This window comes from Cohnella silvisoli, from assembly GCF_021190915.1.
Lineage (GTDB): Bacteria > Bacillota > Bacilli > Paenibacillales > Paenibacillaceae > Cohnella > Cohnella silvisoli.
In genome coordinates this window covers 1-22,150 of record NZ_JAIOAP010000033.1, presented here as the reverse complement: position 1 = coordinate 22,150, position 22,150 = coordinate 1, and the positions used below count along the sequence as shown (strand labels likewise).

Here is a 22,150-nt window from a genome sequence, read left to right as displayed (position 1 = left end):
CCCCCAAAGATCTTCTCCACCACTAATACCTTCTTCATCTCTGCTCTGGTCAATGTCACTGTCTCCTGTCCCATAGTGACATTATCTCAGAACAGTTATAGGGTGACATTATCACAGCACAACAACAATTTCGTCGTGAAATGCTTGACTTCACTTTTGAATCATGATAAATTATTAATTGTCGCTTTTGAACTTTCCCTGATAGCTCAGTTGGTAGAGCACTCGACTGTTAATCGAGTTGTCACAGGTTCGAGTCCTGTTCGGGGAGCCATGGGGAGATACCCAAGTGGCTATAAGGGGCTCCTCTGCTAAGGGAGTAGACGTGTCATGCGTGCGAGGGTTCGAATCCCTCTCTCCCCGCCATGTAACTTCAATAAGCCGACTTTAGAAGAGCTCATTCAGCCAAGTGCTGGTGGGCTCTTTTTGATTTAAGCTGCGGAATTTCGGAAGGACTGCATGAAACTCCGTAAGTTCAGATTCCGAACTTATTTGCTGTTTTGGTGCTTCGTGTGACGCTGTAAGTCCAGATTCTGAACCTATTTACAGGTTTGGTGCTCCGTGCGACTCTGTAAGTTCAGATTCTGAACCTATTTGCAGTTTTGGTGCTCCTTACGCCGCTGTAAGTCCAGATTCTGAACCTAATGATGGTTAGGTATATGGTACGGTTAAGTAATGGCGGCGGAGAGGGGCGCAATATTTACCTGCAATGTGTGAAAAGAAATTGCTTGCGCTTGTCCTCCGATTCAGATATAATCATATTTGTCGTCTGAACGGGTCGTCGTTGAAAAACCGGAATCGCAGACCTAAATTGGCCCCTTGGTCAAGCGGTTAAGACACCTCCCTTTCACGGAGGTAACAGGGGTTCGAATCCCCTAGGGGTCACCATTGCGAGCCATTAGCTCAGTTGGTAGAGCACCTGACTTTTAATCAGGGTGTCGAAGGTTCGAGTCCTTCATGGCTCACCATTTATAAGTTCCGGAAGGCGCAAGCCGACTCGGACGACATACCCAATGTGCGGTCGTGGTGGAACGGCAGACACGCTATCTTGAGGGGGTAGTGCCCATAGGGTGTGAGGGTTCAAATCCCTCCGACCGCACCATACCTCAACAATCCAGGAATCCTTACTCTGTAAGGGTTCTTTTAATTTTCAGTTTCCTATTCGATAAATGGAAAACGATCTTCGACTGGTTCGGCGACATCTCCGTTATCGAACTTGCAAACGGACTGTTCGTGCTGACATTGATTTACGTCATCTTATTTTATGTACTGTTGCGTAAAGCGATCGTAGAATGAAGTTGGGCAATCCGGAAAAATCCATCGGACTTCCGGATTGCCCTTGTTCTTCGTTAACGATGAACGACATGTATCGCTATGGAACATTCGGAATCCAGCTCTTGAATATCCTTGATCACCTTGGATTGTTCCATGCGATTGACGGTACATAACATAAATCTACCGTTTCCATTGCCGGTTGATTCGCTGTCGTCCAGCATGACGACCTCTTTGCCGAACCTCGCGCGCAACGCAAGTCTTATTTCCTCGCTCCGCTCGCTTGAAATCCACATCATTCTAGTCAAGGCGAAACCATTCATGGACAAATCCGCCATGCGATAGGCTAGTATGAAGGCGAAGATGGAATACAACGCTTCGTCCCAACCAAACACGAATCCTCCGGCAAGCAGGACCCCTCCGTTAAGTAGCCAGAGCCGTTTTTCCGTTTTTTCCGAAGAAGCCGATTTAGTCAGCATCAACGCGCTTCCCGCAGCATCGATAAAACCGCCGTAGCGAAGAACCGTTCCAATACCAACCCCCAAAGCGATTCCTCCGGCTGTGGCCGCTGCAAGTGAATGATCCATTAACGCGGGCGCGGGATGCAGAAAGAAAGCGCCTAGCGAAAGAATGGATAAGCCCGCCAAGGTCATTAGCCAGGTTTGCGGGTCGAAACTGCGGTAACGAAAGAGAATGAATGGCAAATTAAATAAGAAAAGGAACAAGCCAAGCCGCATCTCCATGAGATAAGAAAATAGGACGGAAGCTCCGGTAACCCCTCCGACAAGCATACTGTGCGGTACGAGAAATAACTCCAAACCGACCGCGGACAAAAGGGCGCCAAACATCACAAATGCAAGCCGGTATGAAACGCGCATGTTGCCCATGACGACATTCTCCCTTCTTCATGTATTATGAAGTTTCGACTTTCTTTGGCGTTTTGTTGAACCTGAATATTTTGTCGAGCGCTTTGTATATGAGGTTTGTTTCCTTGGTCAACAACGGCCCAAGTATAGCCAGAATTAACACGTATAGCGCGGCGAAGGGCTGGATGATAGGCAATAATCCGCCCGTCTTGGCGATATTGGCCATTATGATCGAGAATTCACCGCGCGCTACGATCGTCAGTCCTATATTCACGGAAGCTTTAGGCGAAAGCCCTGAGCTTCGTCCGGCTAGCATGCCGGCGGCGAAATTGCCGATCAAGGTGACGGCGACGGCGGCGAGCGATAGCCAAATGGCACCTCCTAGCGTCGTCGGATCAATCGTCAGGCCGAAGCTGAAAAAGAAGATCGCGCCGAAGAAATCCCGGAACGGAAGAATGAGCTTCTCGATACGTTTCATGTGCTCAGTTTCGGCCAGCACCAAGCCGATCAACAGGGCGCCGATCGCCTCCGCGACGTGGATCGTTTCGGAGAAGCCGGCGACGAGGAACAATCCCGCGAATACGACGAGTCCGAACAGCTCGTTGGAACGAATGTCCAGCACCTTGTTCAGTAGAGGTACCGCTTTGCGTCCTATGATGAGCAAGGCGAGCATGAAGCCAAGCGCGACAAGCGCGGAGAGGGCAACTCCCCATACCGATGCGGATCCGCTAAGCACAAGGCCTGAAAGAATAGATATATAAACGGCTAGGAATACGTCCTCGAACATGATGATGCCCAGGATCATCTCGGTCTCCGAATTGGCGGTTCGTTTGAGATCGACGAGTACCTTGGCGACGATTGCGCTGGAAGAGATCGTCGTGATCCCGGCGATGACCAGTGTTTCCTGGAACGGAAAGCCGGCGGCCCAGCCGAACGCAAGTCCAAGCGTAAAGTTAATGGCGATATAGATCGTGCCGCCTACGGCAATGGAGCGGCCGGACGTGATCAGCCTGCCGACGGAGAATTCCAAGCCGAGGTAGAAGAGCAGGAACAATACGCCGAGTCTACCCATGAATTCGATCAAAGGCGCGCTTTCGATAAACCTAAAATCGAAATGCCACAATTCGACCGAATGAGGTCCGACGGCCATTCCTATGAGAATGTAGAATGGAATGACCGAAAACCTGAATTTAGCCGACAGCAAACCAGCCAGGGCGATGAGAGCGATCGCCAGGCCGACTTCAAGAACGATATGATCCATATTCGATCAATCGCTCCCATGGACTAAGATCTTCTTAAGTTCCCTGTGTTGCGCGCGCTCTCCAGCGACAACCAAAGTCGTATCCGGAGCAAGCTTGAATTCCGGACCGGGATTAATATGCTTGACATGATCGGACGCCAGTAAGGCGATGATCGTAGCTCCCGTGTTTTTACGGACGTGAAGCTCGCCGATCGTTCTCCCAATGCATGCGTAATGGGCTTCGAGTTTGTACCATTCGATGATCAGGTCATCCAAGGCGACCTCTATCGTTTCAAGCATTTTGGGCTTATATGTCATGCCTCCGATCATAGCCGCGACCATACGTGCTTCATCGTCGTCCAATGTCACCATGGAGATGCTGCTTTCTGGATCCTCTTGCTCGAAATGGTAACATTCACGGCGACCGTCGTCATGAACGATGATGACGAGTTTATCGCCGTTTCGGGTATTCATTTGAAATTTTTTGCCGATTCCGGGCAGGTCGATTTCGCGTATATTCATGCTAATAAAACCTCCTAAAATTAGGTTTCGCTTCCTCGCGGGATAAACGACGGACAAACCGAATAAACCTCCGCCAAATGCGCGTGAGGCCAATCGGAATTGTCGTTAAATACGCACGTATGAAGTGGTTAATTTTAGGGGCATGAGCAGAATTTTGCGGAGTCTTAGAAGGACGAGGGGGAGAAAGGTGGACTTATGCTCAGGCATGCGGTACGGAAGATAGGCAAAGAAACGGAAGTGGAAGACAAGAAGGAGGAGTTCAGCAAAGAGCAACATTTTGCTGTTGAGGGGTAAGGATGTCCGTTTGGTTGCTTTAACGCTGTTAGGAACGTCATGGGAAAGAGAAGTGCTGTTCGAGGTTGTGATGTTACCGCCGATCATCATGGTTGGCATGTTGAAAAGAACAAAGGCGGCAAGCAAAACTAGGACGAATGCCAAGCAGCGGAATGGCTGAATTGGTTTATTCATCCTTTTCCCTCCCTTATTTCTTTTTTTCATGATACCATACATGGTGCAGCATTCTCAAATCTAGATTTGGCTCCTGCATGGAGAGTTAGTGTTTAAACGGGAGAGTGGAACCGTTTGTCCTAGGTCAGGCGGAGCTTTGATCCGGTTTGAAATTCCGCAAACCATGACTAAAGATACATAAAATTTTGTCGAAATTAGGCTAGAATTATACTGGCTTAGAAGATTCGCTCTACCTACTATGCACATAATCCAGACAGGAGGCAGAAACGCTACCTGCTAATAGCAATAGAATCTAACATCGAGAGTGGGAATAAGGATATGTATCAAGTGAGAAAAATGTGGAAGTTATTTTTAGGTTTAATCCTCTTAGTAGGGTTGCTGCCTTTGTACCCAACCGAAAAAGCGTTTGCCAGCGCTCCAACGGCCACTATTACGGTCGCTAAAAGTTTTCTGGGTATCGGCAAAACTTCGCTGGTGACGATCACCTTCTCGGAAGCGGTGACTGGATTCAGCATTGCAATCCTGACGGTAGATAACGGCACGCTGAGCGGCTTAAGTACGCACGATAATATCACCTGGACTGCGACCCTTACGCCGGTTGCTGGTGTCAACGACGCCACCAATATCATTACGCTCGACAACACGGGTGTGAAAAATATCGCAGGCAATGCGGGGATCGGGACCACCCAATCAAACAATTACTCCGTCGATATGATGCGGCCAACATCCAGTATTGTTGTTGCCGATACGGCACTGAAAGCCGGCGAAACTTCGCAGGTGACGATCACCTTCTCGGAAGCGGTGACTGGATTCAGCAATGCAATCCTAACGGTAGAGGGCGGCACGCTGAGTGCCGTAAGTTCGTCCAATGGCGGCATCACATGGACCGCGGACTTGACACCGGCTGCTGGCATCGTCGCCGCTAATAATATCATAAGGCTCGACAACACGGGTGTGAGCGATGCCTCAGGTAATGCGGGGACCGGGATCACCCAATCTAACAATTACTCGGTCAATACGGTGCGACCAACGTCCACTATTGTGGTCGCTGACTATAATCTGGCTATCGGCAAAACCTCGCTGGTGACGATCACCTTCTCAGAAGCGGTGAGTGGATTCGGCAATGCAGACCTGACGGTAGAGAGCGGCATGCTGAGTGCCGTAAGTTCGTCCGATGGCGGCATCACCTGGACCGTGACCCTCACGCCGGCTGCTGGGATCAACGAAGCCACCAATATCATTACGCTCGACAACACGGGTGTGATCAATGCCGCAGGCAATGCGGGAACCGGGATCACCCAATCGAACAATTACTCGGTCAATACGGTACGACCAACATCCACCATTGTGGTCGCTGACAATAATCTGGGTATCGGCAAAACTTCGCAGGTGACGATCACCTTCTCGGAAGCGGTGACCGGATTCAGCAATGCAATCCTGACGGTATATAACGGCACGCTGAGCGGCTTAAGTACGCACGATAATATCACATGGACCGCGGACTTGACACCGGCTGCTGGCATCGTCGCCGCTAACAATATCATAAGGCTCGACAACACGGGTGTGAAAAATATCGCAGGCAATGCGGGGATCGGGATCACCCAATCAAACAATTACTCCGTCGACACGGTGCGGCCAACATCCAGTATTGTTGTTGCCGATACGGCACTGAAAGCCGGCGAAACTTCGCAGGTGACGATCACTTTCTCGGAAGCGGTGACTGGATTCAGCAATGCAGACCTGACGGTAGAGAGCGGCACGCTGAGTGCCGTAAGTTCGTCCAATGGCGGCATCACCTGGACTGCGACCCTCACGCCGGCTGCTGGCATCAACGAAGCCATCAATATCATTACGCTCAACAACTCAGGTGTGAGCGATGCCGCAGGCAATGCGGGGGCCGGGATCACCCAATCTAACAATTACTCGGTCAATACGGTGCGACCAACATCCAGTATTGTAGTTGCCGATACAGTACTGAAAGCCGGCGACACTTCGCAGGTGACGATCACCTTCTCGGAAGCAGTGAGTGGATTCAGCAATGCAATCCTGACGGTAGAGAACGGCACTTTGAGTGCCGTAAGTTCGTCCAATGGCGGCATCACCTGGACCGCGACCTTCACGCCGACCACCGGCATCAACGACACCACCAATATCATTAGGCTCGACAACTCGGGTGTGATCAATGCCGCAGGCAATGCGGGGACCGGGATCACCCAATCGAACAATTACTCGGTCAATACGATGCCGCCATCTGCCGACTTGAGCGGGTTGACTCTTTCGAGCGGTACGTTAACTCCAGCATTTGCATCCGGGACAACGGACTACACCTCAAGTGTGGGGAGTGGTGTGTTAAGCGTTGCCATTACGGCGAGTACATCGGATAGTAATGCTACGATGACTGTAAACGGAAATAGCGTCGTGAGCGGTAGGGCAAGCGGCACCATTAACCTGAATGTAGGCAGTAACCCAATCACTGTCGTCGTGACGGCAGAGAACGGTACGACCAAGAAGACATATAACGTTATCGTGAACCGTGCCTCCAGTGGTGGTGGAAGCAACAATGACGATTCAACCCCGCCAACGTCCCCAAGCGACAGCACAGTGATCTCTTTAGATGGTAAATTAACGCTTCCTTCAGGTAAAGCGGGCAAGGTTAGTTTGGGAGATGCGGTCACAATCTCCATTCCGGCAGGCGCTTCGGGCAAAGATCTGAAATTGACCATAGAAAAAGTACTCGATACTCAAAACCTTCTAAAGAAGAAAGACGTTCTGGCAAGTCCAATTTATGAAATTCTGAAAAACTCCCAAGAGGACTTCAGTAAACCGGTTTCGCTGACTTTTGCTTTCGATCCGGCAAGTTTGAAGAGCAACCAAAAGGCTGCTGTATTTTATTTTGACGAAGTGAAGAAAGCATGGGTGGAAGTCGGGGGCGGTAAGGTTAACGGTTCTTACATTACCATAGAAGTAAATCACTTTACGAAATTTGCGGTATTCGTTGTAGGCGATGCTGCTTCGACAGACACGAAACCGGATATTACCTTTACTGATATTGCTGGACATTGGGCTGAAGTCAATATCAAGCAAGCGGTAAGTGGCGGAATCGTCACGGGTTATCCTGACGGAACGTTTAAGCCAAATCGCACCGTGTCACGTGCGGAATTTGTTGTGATGTTGATGAATACGTTGAAGCCGCAAGGTGAAGGAACGACGCTGACTTTCAAGGATACAGCGAAGATCGGAGCTTGGGCGCAGAAAGCGGTTGCTCAAGCCGTACAAGCAGGCATTATTAAAGGATATGAGGACGGCGGCTTCCGTCCTGATGCGGAAATTACACACTTGGAGATGGCGGTCATACTTGCAAAAGCTTTGAGTCAGTCTATCGAAGCTAATGTTGCAACTGGCTTCGCGGATGACAAGAACATTCCGGCGTGGGCAAAAGGCAGCATTGCTTTCGTGAAGGAAGCAGGCATTGTGCAAGGGAAAGGCGATAACGAATTCGCGCCTCAAGACCACGCTACAAGAGCTGAGGCTGTAACGGTTCTGATGAATATGCTGGCACGAATGAGCAAGTAAAGTAAAAATCCGAACACCACGAAAAACCATAATCGATTAAAAAGTAAAGAAGCTGTCCATAAGGTCAATTATGGGACGGCTTCTTTTCGTTGGCTGACAAAATTCCATAAGAGTTATTGCGTCATAACATATTTTTGTATATGATAACATACATGCGTTATAACACATATAAATATGTTTTAATAAACTATGGTGTAGAACGGGAGGGATCCGAATGGCAAGCAAAACACTGTCTTCTTTTCTGCTGCAAAACCTGACCGAACTGCGAGAACAGGGGCTTTATAATACGATCGATCCGTTGGAGAGCCCGAACGGTCCCGTCATTCGCATGAAAGGCCGGGAGTTCGTGAACTTGTCCTCCAATAACTATTTAGGATTGGCGACAGACAAGAGGCTCGTGGACGCTGCGGTTCAGGCAACGATTCGTTTCGGGGTTGGAAGCGGAGCCGTTCGAACGATCAATGGGACGTTAACCCTTCATGTCGAGTTGGAGGAAAAACTGGCCGCTTTCAAAGGAACCGAAGCCGCCGTCGCTTTTCAATCGGGCTTTAATTGCAATATGGCGGCGATCTCCGCTGTCATGGGTGCGGGGGATGCCATTCTATCGGATGAGCTCAATCACGCTTCCATTATCGATGGCTGCCGATTAACGAAAGCCAAAGTCATTCGTTATGGCCATTCCGACATGGCCGACTTGCGGGCGAAGGCCAAAGAAGCAAGGGAATCCGGCGCTTTCGAGAAAATTATGGTGATCACGGACGGTGTGTTCTCGATGGACGGCGATATTGCGAAGTTGCCTGAAATCGTGGACATTGCAGAAGCCTATGATCTGATCACCTATGTGGACGATGCACACGGCTCAGGGGTGCTCGGCGGCGGGGCGGGTACCGTAAAGCATTTCGGGCTTTCGGACCGTATTGACTTTCAAATCGGCACGTTGTCAAAGGCAGTCGGTGTGGTAGGGGGTTACGTGGCGGGAACGCAGGAAGTCGTCGATTGGCTCAAAGCGCGAAGCCGCCCGTTCCTCTTCTCGACTTCGCTGCCTCCGGGGACAGTAGCGGCTTGCATAGCGGCGATCGATATTATGCAAGGAAGCAAGGAACTGCAGGAACGTCTATGGGAGAACGCCGCGTACTTGCAGAAGGGACTGAAGGCGCTGGGTTTCTCCACGGGCCATACGGCAACGCCGATTACGCCTTGTCTCATTGGCGACGAGGAAAAGACTCAACGCTTTAGCGCGAGGTTGTATGAGGAAGGCATTTATGCGAAAGCCATCGTCTTCCCGACTGTGCCGAAGGGTACCGGCCGAGTTCGCAACATGCCTACCGCCGAGCATACGACGGAGATGTTGGACCGTGCACTGGCTGCATACGAGAAGGTGGGCCGGGAGCTTGGGATGATTCGATAGGGGGGGATGGATATGAGGCGGATTCTCATTACCGGCGCACTCGGACAGATCGGGTGCGAGTTGGCGAATCGGCTGCGGCAGCTGTACGGCGATGATGCCGTCTTGACTACGGACATCCGGCAAGATCTAACCGAGGCGACGTTGTCAGGACCGTTTCGGCTGCTTGACGTTACCGACGGAAATGCTTTCTATGAGGCTGCCCAAGAGCACCGGGCCGATACGATCATCCATCTAGCGGCCTTGTTGTCCGCGACGGCGGAAACAAAGCCTATGCTCGCATGGCAATTGAATATGGGCGGATTGCTGAACGCGTTGGAGACGGCAAGAGCGCTCGGTTGCCAGCTCTTTGCACCAAGCTCGATTGCGGCTTTCGGACCGGATACACCCAAAAACGGTACACCGCAGGACACGTTGCAACGCCCCGCAACGATGTATGGCATCAATAAAGTAGCAGGGGAGTTGCTTTGTGATTACTATTTTCATAAATATGGGATCGATACAAGGGGACTTCGCTTTCCCGGATTGATCTCGCACGCCGCTCCTCCTGGAGGCGGGACAACCGATTACGCCGTCGACATGTACGTAAATGCCGTCAAGACCGGCAAATATACATCTTATATCGACAAAGGGACCTTCCTCGACATGATGTATATGCCGGATGCGATCGAGTCTGTGATCAAACTAATGGAAGCGGATGCATCCCGGCTCAAGCATCGAAACGCATTTAATGTAACGGCAATGAGCGTCGATCCGGAAGCGATCGCGGTCAGCATTCGCAGACGTTTGCCGAACTTCGAGCTTGATTATGGCATCGATCCCCTTCGTCAGGCCATCGCGGACGGGTGGCCTGACGCGATCGACGTGTCGGCAGCACGCGAAGAGTGGGATTTCTGCGCGGAGTACGATTTGGATAAGATGACGGATGATATGCTCTCAAGCCTCTTTGGCAAGCAGTTATATGGCAAGAAGGGTGCGATTTTGTTATGATACGCTTATCCTTGTTCATATAATTGTTCGGAAGTAGGCTGCAAGATATGGAGATCCACAAGAAAGTTGGGAAAAATCTACTAGCCATTCGGAAATCGCGCGGTTTAAGTTTGGATAACGTTGCCGAAATGACAGGCGTGAGCAAAGCCATGCTTGGGCAAATCGAACGCGGGGATTCCAATCCGACGATTTCGGTACTTTGGCGCATCGTCAATGGGCTGGGAATCTCGTTTACAACGCTCATTGAAGAGGTCGATTCGGAGGTGACGGTCGCGTCGCCGGACAATCTGGAGCCGTTCTCGGAACAAGATGGGAATTATCGTGCCTATCCGATGTTTCCCTATAATTTGCGAACGAAATTCGAATCCTACATGGTGATGATGGAACCGGGCTGCGAGCATGGCTCTGATCCTCATAATGATGGAGTAGAGGAATATATATTCGTTCACCAGGGTGTTTTGGAGCTTGCTCACGGGGATGAACGATACGAGGTGCCGGCGGGCAGCGCCGTCCATTTCTACGCGAATCGGCCCCATTGGTATCGAAATCCGGGTACGGTTACAACGAAGTTCTTTACCGTCATTTTTTATGCGGATGCCGCGGCTCGAGGATGAGCTAGACATAATAAAAGACATCAGAGACCACCCTGTATCTGCGGATGCAGGGTTTTGTGTGCGCGGGCAGCGCCTCGACTATCGTCAAGAACGCGAAGTGGAAGTCTTTGAGCAGTCAAACTGGGAAAAAGTTTTTCTGTTAAACAATAAGACATTTATCGGATTTGAAAGATTTTTCTTCCCATTTGCAGCACTCGCGTTTTTATTTGCTTTACCGTTTCTTGCGTTCCCGTTTTTCATTTAATGAATCTAGAAAAAGGCGTGGGCTTAAGTCTCTCCGGACTGAGCCGACGCTTTTGTTTTGACTTTCGGAGAGTACTTGCGCGAGCCTGATGAGTACATCATGGCGCCTAAGTTACATAACTGTTCAATCGCCTAAGCAGCCAGCCCTACGGCAGTTAATGCCGTAGGGCTGTATATAAATTATAGGGGTCTTATTTAGAATAACCATTCATGATTAAGATAGCCTTAAAAAACAGTGAAGTAAATGTGAAGAGTTAGAACCCAATGAGCAACTGTTCCAGTCCTTTGCGAACCGAGTTTTTGCTGAGTCGAAACTGCTCGGCAAGCGTTAATTCGGACGGTAAATAGTCCCCCGTTTATATTACGAACCAAGACTTAAGTCTATTTAAAACTGGACATAAGATGGAGCGCGAACCCGACGTAGAACGATGGGAGATCGTTCGGCAGTGGGATACAATGGAAACAAGCAGAATGAAGCCTTAGTTAAAGAATGTGCAAGGAAATTTTCAGTGTTTAGGAGCAACAGCAATGGAATGGATTAATCATCTCTTCGAGCAGTATGGATACCTGGTTTTATTTATTGGCTTGTTGACTGAATCCTTAGCGCTCCCCTTTCCCGGGGAATTGGCAATGGCTTTTTCCGGACATCTGGCCGGCATGGGTACATTTAATCTGGTTTTCGTTATCGTTTGGGCGTTCCTCGGTGCCACTATTGGTACAACGATCACTTACTATTTAGGGAAAAAGCTGGGCACGCCTTTCTTTGAGAAGTACGGAAAGTTCATTTTCTTGAATTCTAAACGGCTTGACAAGCTAACGAAATGGTTTGGCAAATACGGAAATAAACTGCTGCTAATCAGTTATTTTATCCCGGGATTTCGGCATTTTACAGGGTATTTCTCCGGCATATCGGGCATACGTTTTCGTTCGTTTTTATTTTTCAATCATCTGGGTGCCTTTTTATGGGTATTTACTTATGTAATGATCGGCCATGTTTTCAGCGATCAATTCGAAAAGTTGCTCCATATGATTTCTAAATATTCTTTGAGATTCGTATTATGTATTATTGCTTGTCTATTGTTAATCTTTCTATTCAAAAAATATAAAACAATCGTTTACTCAAAAAAATCCGCGCGGAAAGAAGTGTCTGACGTTGAAAAATACTAAAAAAGAGAAAATATTGATCCTTACGGGTACGCTGGGCGACGGTCACAACCAAGCAGCGCAAGCGATTCTTGAAGCTACCGGGTTTTACCATCCGGAGGTGGAGGCAAAGGTCGTCGATTTTTTGGAATGGAACCATCCCTATTTACACTCGGTAGGCAAGTTTTGTTATATGCAGTGGATGAAAGGGCTTCCTTCCGTGTATGGGTACTTGTACCGTAAAACCCGCGATGAGAATACGCTGTCCAACCTTTTCAAGCGAATGAAGTCGTTCAGCACGGATCGGATGCTTAAACTTCTCGATGAAGTCAAACCTACCGTTGTGGTCAGCACCTTTCCGGGGGCAGCATCGGCGATGTCATACTTAAAGTCTAACAACATGACGGATATTCCTACCGTTACGGTAATAACGGATTATACCGATCATAGCTATTGGATCCATCCTTATACCGACCGTTATGTGGTTGGGGCCGAGCATGTTAAGCAAGCGCTGCTCAAGCATCGCATTCCTCATCATTGCATCGCGGTGACGGGAATTCCGATTAAGCTGTCTTTTACGCGCTCTTACGACCGCGCAGCTTTATGCGAGAAGCATGGTCTCGACCGTTCTATCCCGATCATTCTTGTCATGGGAGGAGGAGACGGTCTGATTGGCAAACAATGCTTGTCCCTTCTTCGATCGGCCGAACTGTTAGGCTCAGTCCAATTTATTATTGTGTGCGGGCGCAATAAGAAGCTCAGGCAGTCCCTTGAAGAGGAGTTGGGCGGGAGCGATGCGAACACTCGTCACCGGGTAGTCATTACGGGTTTCGTGGATCATGTGCATGAGCTGATGGCGATATCGGATTTGATAGTGACCAAGCCGGGCGGAATTACCGTATCCGAAGCGTTAGCGCTTGAGTTGCCGATGATTTTATATAAACCCATTCCCGGCCAAGAGCAGGAGAATTCGGCGTATCTGGTCCGCGTAGGAGCTGCGTTGGAAGCCAGGAATGCGTCGGATCTGAAAGGACGGCTGCAACAAGTCATTGGGAATCGGTCGTATCTAATTAACTTAAAGAACAATGCAAGGCAGAACAATAGGAAAGAAGGAGCCTTTAGCGCGCTAACCGCAATCCTGGAAACGCAAAATCATTTTGTTCCGGCAATGGAAAATTCCCATTTAATATACGCTTCAAGTTAATAAAGTGCTGCTTGCATCCCTTGAACCGTCAGGTCAAACTGGCGGTTTTCGCTTGTGATGGGAAGCTTGCATTAAAGGATTTTGACAGAAAAAAAGGAATATTTAAATGGCCTTAAAAAAAAGGGTTGACGTCCGATGTCGGACAAACTATAATTGGGACATACTACCAGATGAAAATAATGGAAACAAACCTCTTTATGTATTAAAGGAGGCAAGGGTTTGAACCCGCTTAATGAAATCATGTCGACGGAAGAGGCGTCCAGGCTTTGGGGTGTGCATCAAGATCATGTGAAGCGATTGTGCCGGGAAGGGAAAGTTATTTGCCGGAAGTTCGGCAAAACCTACATTTTACAAAAAAATCAACCGAGACCGGGAATGAGAAAAGTCGTTATCTAACCTATTCCAATCGCCACGAAGGGATTTAATACGATGGTATATGATGGGATCGTTATCGGGCTAGTCATCGGACTTATACGTGCCGGTTGGCGGAGCGGCATTGCCGCGCTTTCGCAGATTCGGATCAAAGGCGGAATGATTTTTCCGATCTTGCTGGGGATACAACTCGTTTTGTATTTCCTGCATGGGAAAATTTCATTTATAGAGCAGTACAACGGCTACATGTTTATGGCAGTTTACGTTGCCGGACTCTATGTGCTCTGGCTCAATCGCAAGGAAAAAGGGTTTTGGTGGATTTTTGCCGGGGTAGCGCTCAATTTTCTCGTCATGCTGGTGAACGGAGGGAAGATGCCGGTTTCAATAGAAGCCACCGCATCAGTATTAGGCCCTGCATATACCCAGATGTTGACAGACGGGACGGCGGTTTCCAAGCACATCGCCTTAAGCGATTCGACGATTCTACCGTTTCTAGGCGATATTATTCCGTTGACTTCCCCTTACCCTAGAAGCCAAGTCATTAGTATCGGGGACGTCGTTATGAACGTCGGGATTTTTATCTACTTGCAGAACGTGATGCTTATACACAAACTTCGTGCTTCCTTTGTTGAGACAAACTAACATAAATACTAATTGAAAAGGAGACTGGTGAATATGAAAAAATTAGAAGGAATTAAAATCACTCGCATTCTGGTTAACGCAGTAATCGTAGCTTCCGTTGTCATCGCGCTTACATCGGGTTTCAAAATCGGCGGTTAATATCTTAAATATGAGGAGACGATACATATGAAAAAGTTGGAAGGTATCAAGATTACTAGAATCATCGTAAATGCCGTTATTGTTGCTTCTGTTATTATAGCTCTTACATCAGGGTTCAAAATAGGCGGTTAATCACTCAAGGGAAACAGGAAAACCCTGTTTCCCTTAAAACGTTTTAAAAGACAAAATGAAGGGTCGGAATAACTCATGGGTGTCGCGCACAGATTTTATATGCAGCTACGTCAACCCAAGTACACCTATGCTTTCCTGGTATGCCTTGCCGGTTCGATTCTGTTCGTGACATCCGATGGCCATTTGTTCCAGTCCTATTCGACATCCGAATGGGTCACGATTTATGCAATGGTCGCCGCCGTTCTTATCTTGGAGCATTATACTTTTCAGCTTCCCCCGGAAGGTAACCAACAGTCGATGGATTCATCGATTTATTTGGCTGCGGTATTCACTTTTGGCGTAAGTTTTGCGCTTTTTGTTTTGTTGATCAGTTCCTTTGTTTTGATGCTCTATGATCGGTCGATGAAGTGGTGGAAACACCCTCTTAATTTTGCGATTTATACGTTTATGATCACAGGCGCCAGCGTCGCTTATCATTTGCTCGGCGGAAATGCCGGGGCATTTGATATCAAGCATATGACTGCTTATATTTTTGGCTTGACCGCCTATTTTTTCATCAATGTTCTTCTAGTAGGTTTTTATTACTTTCTTCTTTACAAGGGGAAGTTATTCGAGGTTATCAAAACATTCCTTACCGATGCGATTTTCGCCTACCTAAGTACGTTGCTGCTTTCCCTTGTGTTGGTCATATTAATTGTCAATAACCGCTCGTTCGGGTTATTTTTATTTTTGGCCATCGCAGTGCTGCTGTCCCACGCATTCCGACGATTATTCGTGATGTACAGCAAAATTAGCGATAAAGTGAATACGGACCAGCGAACAGGCTTATACAGCCACAGCTACTTTGAAGAAAAGCTGGATGATTATATAAAAGAATCCAGGGAAAAAGATATTCCCTTGTCGTTAGCCTTGCTCGATCTGGACGATTTCAAGAAATATAATGACGCATTCGGTCATCCGCAGGGCGATAGGCTTCTCGGCTTTTTCGGACAAATCGTCAAGGCGGAATGCGAGGCCAATCAATTGTTGGCGGCCCGTTACGGAGGCGAAGAGTTTTCGATCATCTTGCCCTCTTATACGAAGGAGAAAGCCTTTCAATTCATAGACGGACTGCGGAAAAAAATCAATGACACCCCCTTCGATGGAGTGGACGTTTTCCCGCATGGATGTATTTCCTTCTCGGCAGGAATATTGGAAGTGAACACGGAAAGCTTTGACAAATCCCAGCTGGTCGGCTGGGCTGACCGTGCCCTCTATGTGGCGAAGTCAAAAGGGAAAAACACGGTTTTCATTTACGGCGAAGTAAGCAATTTGCCGCAGAGGCTTGAACACGATATCAATGAAATCGAGCAACAGATCAAAATATTTTTATCCAAGGACGTCTATACGTTCAAACACTCCAAACGCGTGTTTTCCTACGCGGTGGATATGGCCGAAGTTTTGAATCTGAACGAGGAAAACCGTCGATTGTTAGTTTTGGGCGCACTGATTCATGATATAGGCAAGCTGGAGATCCCGCGGGATATCCTTAATAAGAAAACAAAATTAACGAATGAAGAGTGGGAAATTATAAAGAAGCATGTTCTGTGGGGTAAAGAAATCGTATTGGCGACGAATAAATACCAAGACTTGGCTCCGTTGGTCGAATTGCATCATGAAAGATTCGATGGCAAAGGCTACCCTCACGGACTGAAGAACAAGGAAATACCGCGGCTTGCACGCTTGTTGTGCATTATAGATTCCTTTGATGCCATGACGACGGAACGGCCTTATCAAGATACGAAATCGTTTCAGGAAGCTCTAAATGAATTAAGAAGATGCTCAGGAACGCAATTTGATCCCGAGCTTGCCGACTCGTTTATTCAGTACATCGAAAGCAGGCTGACCCAAGATAAATCCGCTAACCCGGTGGGAACGGAAGCCATATAAAAGAATGATGCGATAATCCTCGTTTAGCCTTGCGGCTGGACGGGGTTTTTATTTTGCCGAAGGATGAAAAAAAGCCGTTCGCATTTCTACGGGTGTACTGAGAGTCATTAGATACCCGTACAATGTATGGAAGAGGTGGTGACACGACATGGAGTGGTGGGCGATTTGGCTCATTGTTGGAGGCGTGCTGCTCATAGCCGAGATGCTGACGCTGACTTTCTATCTGCTCTGGCTTGGGGTCGGTGCCGTTATCGCGGCGGCAGTCGCTCTATTCGTTCCTGAATGGTATACCGCTCAGGCGCTGTCGGGAGGGCTTGCCGCCCTTGTATTGACCGTATTCACGAAGCCGCTGACTCGCAGATTCCGGGAATCGAGAGGTTATCGCGATGTTATCCAAGAGCTTGTTGGCAAACAGGGCGTCGTAGTGGAGCCGATCGCCCCCGGTCGTCCAGGCATCGTGAAGGTGGGCAATGAATTATGGAGCGCAACATCGATTGAAGTCCTGCGCGAGAGTGATTGTATCAGGGTAATCAGTCGGGGAACTACGGTGTTGGAAGTTCAAAAATGGGGAGGTTCATCTGAATGATTTATGTCGTTTTTCTGATTCTGATTATTATCGTCTTTATCGTGATCTTATCGATCAAAATCGTTCCTCAGCAAAGAGTGGGTGTGGTTGAGCGGCTCGGCAAATATAACCGTTTGCTGACGCCGGGAGTGAACATACTCGTTCCGTTCATTGATCACGTACGCGTGAACCATGATCTGCGTATTCAGCAAGCGAATGTTCCGCCGCAAACCGTTATTACGAAAGATAACGTTCAAGTACAGATCGATACGATTATTTTCTACCAAATTGTCGCACCTGAGCAAGCTACATATGGCATCTCGGACTATGTTTTCGGAGTTCGCAATATTACGACGGCCACGCTGCGGCAAATTATCGGAAACATGGAGCTTGATGAGACACTGTCCGGTCGGGAAAGAATTTCTTCGAACATCCGGCTCGCGCTTGATGAGGCGACGGAGAAATGGGGCGTTCGCATTGAACGCGTGGAGGTGCTTGATATTAAACCTCCATCCGACATTCAAGAAGCGATGGATAAGCAGATGAAGGCGGAGCGGAGCAAACGCGCGATCGTATTGGAAGCAGAAGCCGCCAAGCAAGACGTCATTCTCCGGGCGGAAGGCGATAAGCAGAGCAAGATTCTTAAAGCGGAGGGCGACAAGGAAGCCCGTATCCGTCAAGCCGAAGGGATGCGGCAAGCGCAGGAGCTCGAAGCACTCGGCCAAGCAAAAGCCATTCAAGCAGTCGCGGAGGCGGAGAAAACACGGATCGAGCTGCTGCGTGCGGCTGGATTGGATGAGAACGTTCTCGCTTACCGTTCGTTCGAGGCGTTGGGCGAAATCGCTAAAGGCGCCGCGAATAAAGTGTTCTTGCCGGTCAGCGCGGTAGATACGCTTGGCAGTATCGGCGCAATCGGGGAAGTATTCAAAGCGAAGAAAGCGGAATAATAAGTTAAAACCCCATCACGTTAATCCATGACGGGGTTTTAACTTCTCTAGCCGACTCTTCGCGCTGTGATGTAACGCTTCGGATAACTTCCGGCATTCAAATCGCTAATGATGACTCCGTTTATGGATTTGCCGATCGTGTTCTGAATAAATTTACCGTTGCCGATGTAAATGCCGACATGATTGACTCTACCCGGCTTAGATACGCTGAAGAATACCAAATCTCCCGGCTGCAAGTTTTTCTTGGCGACGTATACGCCTTGTTTGCTCTGGGCGGCGGATCCCCATTTCAGGCTGATTCCTTGCGAAGCGAAGACGTATTTCGTGAAGGAGGAGCAGTCGAACCACAACTTGCTAGGATTATTAACTCCGAATTTATATCTCACTTTACCCATGAGACTCTTGGATAAGGCGATAATGGCAGCTTTCTTCTTCGATGATACCGAGCTAACGGTTGCTGCGTTTTCTTGGATCGCCGTATTAGGGTTTGAAGCTGCTGCATGAGCGGAATGCTGTCCTGTAATGCCGCTTCCCGTTGCGATAAAGATGAAGCAGACTGCGCCGATTATCAGTTTCTTCAAATGGGATTTGTTAGTCATTTGAACCTCCTGTGGGTTATCTAGGTGACAAATGGAAGTATAGCATGTTGCTTGTCCAAGCGTAGAAATTTAAGTTTATCTTAATGTTGGGAAAACGTGGAGGGATATCGCTCGTCCAAAATAAATAATAAGAAATTCGTCGATTTCGGGAGATATTAACCGGAAATCGTATAAATACTGCCGATTAATTGACGTGTTGCCCGCATATCCTCTATAATTAATAATTATCGGATTATTCTGCTAATTACGAGGGTTTCATCTTTTTTCATTCAGAGGGAGATGGTGCGGATGTACGAGCTGAAAGACCGGGATAAAATCATTGTCTTTACGGGGCCGGATGGATCGGGACGCAAGTCGGTAGCGGAAGCGGTTGGCCAAACCTTCGGCATGGAAAAAGTGATTTCCTTCGTCACAAGGCCTCCTCGGCCGGGTGAAGTGAACGGCCAAGATTATCATTTCATCACCCATGAGGCATACAGGGAAATGGAACAGAATAGTGAGTTTCTCGAGAGCGTCGAAATCTCCGGCAACTTTTACGGAATTCGCGGATTGGATATCGAGGAGAACCTGTACCAGAACGGCTGCGTTTACCTGATCATGAATCATGAAGGCGCAAATATATTAAAGAAGATTTACGGGGACAAGGTTATTCGATTGTTTCTCTACGCCGATCGCCGGACGGTAGAGGAGCGTGAGCGTAAGCTTGGTTTGGCGGAAGAAGTAATCGCTGCGCATCTGGGACATTACGACGTCGAGATGGGTTACCGCGGTTCTTGCGAGCATGCTTTCGAGAATTACGATCTCGGTCAAACGACATACGAAATAACGAATACGCTAGAAATCTACTTCCAGCGCGATTTGATTGATAAAGATTAATAAAAGGGCATCATAAAAATACCGCACATTCCTACGTGAAGACGTAAGAGTTGCGGTTTTTTATACGTTCATAGAATATTGCATATTTTCCGGTATTCTCTCGGCGATACGCCCTGCCATTTCTTGAAAGCGTGGCTGAAATGGTGCAAATCGTCGTAGCCGATAAGCTTACCTATTACCTCGACTTTTAAGTCGGATTCCCGCAAATATCGTTTGGCTTCCTGATGACGCATTTGTTGGATGTATTGATGGGGAGTTATCCCGTAGCTTTCCTTGAACAGCCTTATGAAATGATCTTCGCTGACGTTAAGACGGCGAGCCATCTCGGAATTAGGCCAAGGCAGATGCAATTCCTTGTTCAGCTCGTCGGTCAAATCGCGCAGCGCTTCATAATAAGCGGAATGCGTTGTTCTTGCTTGGATAGGCTGGTGTCGCAAAAGGGCGCATATAATCAGCAATACCGTTCCGCGGCATACCATCTCGAAACCGGGTTTGGCGGAAGTGAATTCTTCGCTGACCGCTTCCATCCATCTTACGATTTCAACGGGAATGGAAGGATATTTGCGCATGAACAGGGACTCGCCGTTTTCATTAACGGGCAAATAGCAGAACAGTTCATCGTTAACTTGTTCTTCTTCAACCACCATAAGGTTATCGGTGGTTAATTCGAATTCGTCGTAAAAGTCGAAATGGATTCCCAACAAACGCGAGCCCGATTCGGACGTAATTTGGATCCTGTGCGGAGTGGCGGAATGCAAGAACAGCAGGTCTCCGGGATTGTAGATGACCGCTTCGGTTTCATCGGAGAAAAATACGTGCATTTCACCCGAGATGACATACATGAATTCGAAGTCATAGAGACGCCGCGTTACTCCATACATTTCAGGCACAAATTGATGCTTTGCCCAATGAACGCTTGGCATGATTTTTGTGCTATCGAACGTACGGGTTTTGGTATTCGATGTGGAAATCTCGATACTCTCACACTCCTCATTAAAAGTCGATTTAATACAACTTTGTATCGGTAACGAGCAAATACTTCTTTTTTAACCTATGTTATCATTCGAAATAGAGTATCGACAATACACAAATGCGATTAAAAAATTATACGACACAGGGTGCTAATCTATGAGAATCGGAATAATTGGGTATGGCCTGCGGATAAGCCATTTATTTGGAGATTTAGCTGAAAAGAATCTTGACTTGCGCATCGTCGCGATTGCGGATCCCAAAAAAGACGAAATCAGATCTCAGCTTAAGGGAGAATCTGATCATATCCGCCTGTTCGGGGATGCGGATGAGATGCTTAATAGCGTCGAATTGGATGGAGTGGTCATAGGGACCCGTTGTAATTTGCATACGGAGATGGCGCTTAAAGTGCTTAAGCGAAATTTGCCTTTATTTCTTGAGAAGCCGGTCGCAACGACGTATAAGGATCTATTCCGGTTAAAAGCGGGATATGAAGCATCCGACTCTCAGGTTGTCGTTTCTTTTCCGCTGAGAAATACGCCTTTGGTTAAGCTGGCCAAGGAAATTATCGATTCGGGGAAAATCGGCACGGTGGAGCATGTCCAGGCGGTGAATAACGTTCCTTACGGTGGAGTATATTATCACAGTTGGTATCGGGACGAGCGGATTACCGGCGGATTATTCCTGCAAAAGGCAACGCACGATTTCGACTATATCAACTATTTGATCGGTCATAACCCGGAAGCGATTTGCGCGATGAAATCGAAACAGATTTTCAAAGGGAATAAACCGGTTGGGTTAATGTGCAAAGAGTGCGATGAGAAGCTTACTTGCCAAGAAAGCGCGATTATCCATCCCGACTTGGGCGAGTATTGCAGCTTTGGTGAGGATACCGGCAATGAGGATTCCGGTAGCGCGCTTATCCGTTACGATTCGGGGATGCATGCGTCGTATTCGCAAAATTTCTTCGCCCGACGCGGTGCGGGTAGACGTGGCGCTCGGTTGTTAGGCTATAAAGGGACGTTGGAATTCGACTGGTACACGGGTGAGCTGAAAATAAATATGCACCATGAGCCTCGGGTTGAAACGCATCAATTTGACGTGAATGCCTATGACGGACATGGCGGGGGAGATCACAAACTCCTGGAAAACTTTCAGCAGATTGTGCAGAGGACAGGGCAGTCCGCGACTACACTTGACGATGGCCTGCGCAGCGCTTTATTGTGCTTGAAAGCTAATGAATCAGCTACTACGAACACGTTCCGGACTATAGATTGGAATGTTTGAGGGGCTATCGAAAATTTTGAAAGCGTACCGGTGTCAATTTGCTGAGAAAATGTCACCTTAACTCTTCCGAGAAAATGTCACTTTTACGGTGTTTCCAAACCACCGTTAGGTGGCTTGGACTGTCGTTGATTTTGTGGTATTCTTTACTTGCTTTTGA

The 22,150-nt window shown here is 48.1% G+C and carries 20 protein-coding genes and 5 tRNA genes; 19 read left to right on the top strand and 6 right to left on the bottom strand.

The annotated features are described in order from the left end of the window. Positions 1 to 195: 195 nt before the first annotated feature. From K7P76_RS32875 to K7P76_RS32855, 5 genes are all read left to right on the top strand, one after another. A tRNA-Asn gene (locus tag K7P76_RS32875) sits at positions 196 to 271 on the top strand. A 1-nt stretch (position 272) separates the two neighbouring features. Next, positions 273 to 363: transfer RNA gene (locus tag K7P76_RS32870), tRNA-Ser, on the top strand. Between the two features lie 447 nt (positions 364 to 810). Beyond that, positions 811 to 885, top strand: a tRNA-Glu gene (locus K7P76_RS32865). A gap of 4 nt (positions 886 to 889) precedes the next feature. Continuing rightward, a tRNA-Lys gene (locus K7P76_RS32860) sits at positions 890 to 965 on the top strand. A 49-nt stretch (positions 966 to 1,014) separates the two neighbouring features. Beyond that, positions 1,015 to 1,099: transfer RNA gene (locus tag K7P76_RS32855), tRNA-Leu, on the top strand. 247 nt (positions 1,100 to 1,346) lie between these two features. Here the strand turns inward: K7P76_RS32855 and K7P76_RS32850 are convergent. The 4 genes from K7P76_RS32850 to K7P76_RS32835 all read right to left on the bottom strand — a co-directional run bounded on the left by K7P76_RS32850 (position 1,347) and on the right by K7P76_RS32835 (position 4,365). Then, positions 1,347 to 2,156, bottom strand: a complete 810-nt coding sequence (locus K7P76_RS32850; protein ID WP_232190324.1) for a YitT family protein — start codon at positions 2,154 to 2,156, stop codon at positions 1,347 to 1,349. 25 nt (positions 2,157 to 2,181) lie between these two features. Then, positions 2,182 to 3,396 (bottom strand): cation:proton antiporter, encoded by a 1,215-nt coding sequence (locus tag K7P76_RS32845; protein WP_232190323.1) that lies wholly within the window; start codon positions 3,394 to 3,396, stop codon positions 2,182 to 2,184. A 6-nt stretch (positions 3,397 to 3,402) separates the two neighbouring features. Continuing rightward, entirely contained in the window at positions 3,403 to 3,897 is a 495-nt protein-coding gene (locus K7P76_RS32840; protein ID WP_232190322.1) for a cation:proton antiporter regulatory subunit, read from the bottom strand. 105 nt (positions 3,898 to 4,002) lie between these two features. Next, a complete protein-coding gene (locus tag K7P76_RS32835) occupies positions 4,003 to 4,365 on the bottom strand; it encodes a hypothetical protein (RefSeq protein WP_232190321.1) in 363 nt (120 codons plus the stop codon). 336 nt (positions 4,366 to 4,701) lie between these two features. Between K7P76_RS32835 and K7P76_RS32830 the strand changes: the two genes are divergently transcribed. The 12 genes from K7P76_RS32830 (at position 4,702) to K7P76_RS32770 (ending at position 18,262) form a co-directional block, all read left to right on the top strand. Further along, positions 4,702 to 7,938 (top strand): Ig-like domain-containing protein, encoded by a 3,237-nt coding sequence (locus K7P76_RS32830; RefSeq protein ID WP_232190325.1) that lies wholly within the window; start codon positions 4,702 to 4,704, stop codon positions 7,936 to 7,938. 214 nt (positions 7,939 to 8,152) lie between these two features. Then, positions 8,153 to 9,346, top strand: a complete 1,194-nt coding sequence (locus tag K7P76_RS32825) for a glycine C-acetyltransferase (RefSeq protein WP_232190320.1) — start codon at positions 8,153 to 8,155, stop codon at positions 9,344 to 9,346. Positions 9,347 to 9,358: 12 nt separating this feature from the next. Further along, positions 9,359 to 10,333 (top strand): NAD-dependent epimerase/dehydratase family protein, encoded by a 975-nt coding sequence (locus tag K7P76_RS32820; RefSeq protein ID WP_232190319.1) that lies wholly within the window; start codon positions 9,359 to 9,361, stop codon positions 10,331 to 10,333. 47 nt (positions 10,334 to 10,380) lie between these two features. After that, positions 10,381 to 10,947: a helix-turn-helix domain-containing protein gene (locus K7P76_RS32815; protein WP_232190318.1), complete on the top strand. Its 567-nt coding sequence runs from the start codon at positions 10,381 to 10,383 to the stop codon at positions 10,945 to 10,947. Positions 10,948 to 11,005: 58 nt separating this feature from the next. Beyond that, positions 11,006 to 11,191, top strand: a complete 186-nt coding sequence (locus K7P76_RS32810; RefSeq protein ID WP_232190317.1) for a hypothetical protein — start codon at positions 11,006 to 11,008, stop codon at positions 11,189 to 11,191. Between the two features lie 527 nt (positions 11,192 to 11,718). Further along, positions 11,719 to 12,357: a DedA family protein gene (locus K7P76_RS32800; protein ID WP_232190316.1), complete on the top strand. Its 639-nt coding sequence runs from the start codon at positions 11,719 to 11,721 to the stop codon at positions 12,355 to 12,357. Next, entirely contained in the window at positions 12,344 to 13,537 is a 1,194-nt protein-coding gene (locus K7P76_RS32795; protein ID WP_232190315.1) for an MGDG synthase family glycosyltransferase, read from the top strand. Before K7P76_RS32800 ends, K7P76_RS32795 begins: the two co-directional genes overlap by 14 nt. A gap of 219 nt (positions 13,538 to 13,756) precedes the next feature. After that, positions 13,757 to 13,933 (top strand): helix-turn-helix domain-containing protein, encoded by a 177-nt coding sequence (locus tag K7P76_RS32790; protein WP_232190314.1) that lies wholly within the window; start codon positions 13,757 to 13,759, stop codon positions 13,931 to 13,933. Positions 13,934 to 13,966: 33 nt separating this feature from the next. Then, on the top strand, positions 13,967 to 14,551 hold the full coding sequence (locus tag K7P76_RS32785) for a DUF5317 domain-containing protein (RefSeq protein ID WP_232190313.1): 585 nt from the start codon (positions 13,967 to 13,969) through the stop codon (positions 14,549 to 14,551). A gap of 369 nt (positions 14,552 to 14,920) precedes the next feature. After that, positions 14,921 to 16,750 carry a bifunctional diguanylate cyclase/phosphohydrolase gene (locus K7P76_RS32780; RefSeq protein WP_232190312.1) on the top strand — a complete coding sequence of 610 codons (1,830 nt, stop codon included), beginning with the start codon at positions 14,921 to 14,923 and terminating at the stop codon, positions 16,748 to 16,750. Positions 16,751 to 16,898: 148 nt separating this feature from the next. Further along, the gene (locus K7P76_RS32775) at positions 16,899 to 17,336 is read left to right on the top strand and encodes an NfeD family protein (RefSeq protein ID WP_232190311.1); all 438 of its coding nucleotides are present in this window, start codon (positions 16,899 to 16,901) and stop codon (positions 17,334 to 17,336) included. Next, entirely contained in the window at positions 17,333 to 18,262 is a 930-nt protein-coding gene (locus K7P76_RS32770) for an SPFH domain-containing protein (RefSeq protein WP_232190310.1), read from the top strand. Before K7P76_RS32775 ends, K7P76_RS32770 begins: the two co-directional genes overlap by 4 nt. A 47-nt stretch (positions 18,263 to 18,309) precedes the next feature. Here the strand turns inward: K7P76_RS32770 and K7P76_RS32765 are convergent, their stop codons facing one another. Further along, positions 18,310 to 18,861, bottom strand: coding sequence for a C40 family peptidase (locus K7P76_RS32765; protein WP_232190309.1), 552 nt, complete (start codon positions 18,859 to 18,861; stop codon positions 18,310 to 18,312). A 288-nt stretch (positions 18,862 to 19,149) separates the two neighbouring features. On the opposite strand from K7P76_RS32765, the gene K7P76_RS32760 reads away from it, so the two are divergent. After that, on the top strand, positions 19,150 to 19,737 hold the full coding sequence (locus K7P76_RS32760; protein WP_232190308.1) for a guanylate kinase: 588 nt from the start codon (positions 19,150 to 19,152) through the stop codon (positions 19,735 to 19,737). A 68-nt stretch (positions 19,738 to 19,805) separates the two neighbouring features. On the opposite strand, the gene K7P76_RS32755 is transcribed toward K7P76_RS32760, so the two are convergent. Beyond that, positions 19,806 to 20,660, bottom strand: coding sequence for a helix-turn-helix transcriptional regulator (locus K7P76_RS32755; RefSeq protein WP_232190307.1), 855 nt, complete (start codon positions 20,658 to 20,660; stop codon positions 19,806 to 19,808). A 205-nt stretch (positions 20,661 to 20,865) separates the two neighbouring features. On the opposite strand from K7P76_RS32755, the gene K7P76_RS32750 reads away from it, so the two are divergent. Next, entirely contained in the window at positions 20,866 to 21,993 is a 1,128-nt protein-coding gene (locus K7P76_RS32750; RefSeq protein WP_232190306.1) for a Gfo/Idh/MocA family protein, read from the top strand. The last annotated feature ends 157 nt before the right edge of the window (positions 21,994 to 22,150 follow it).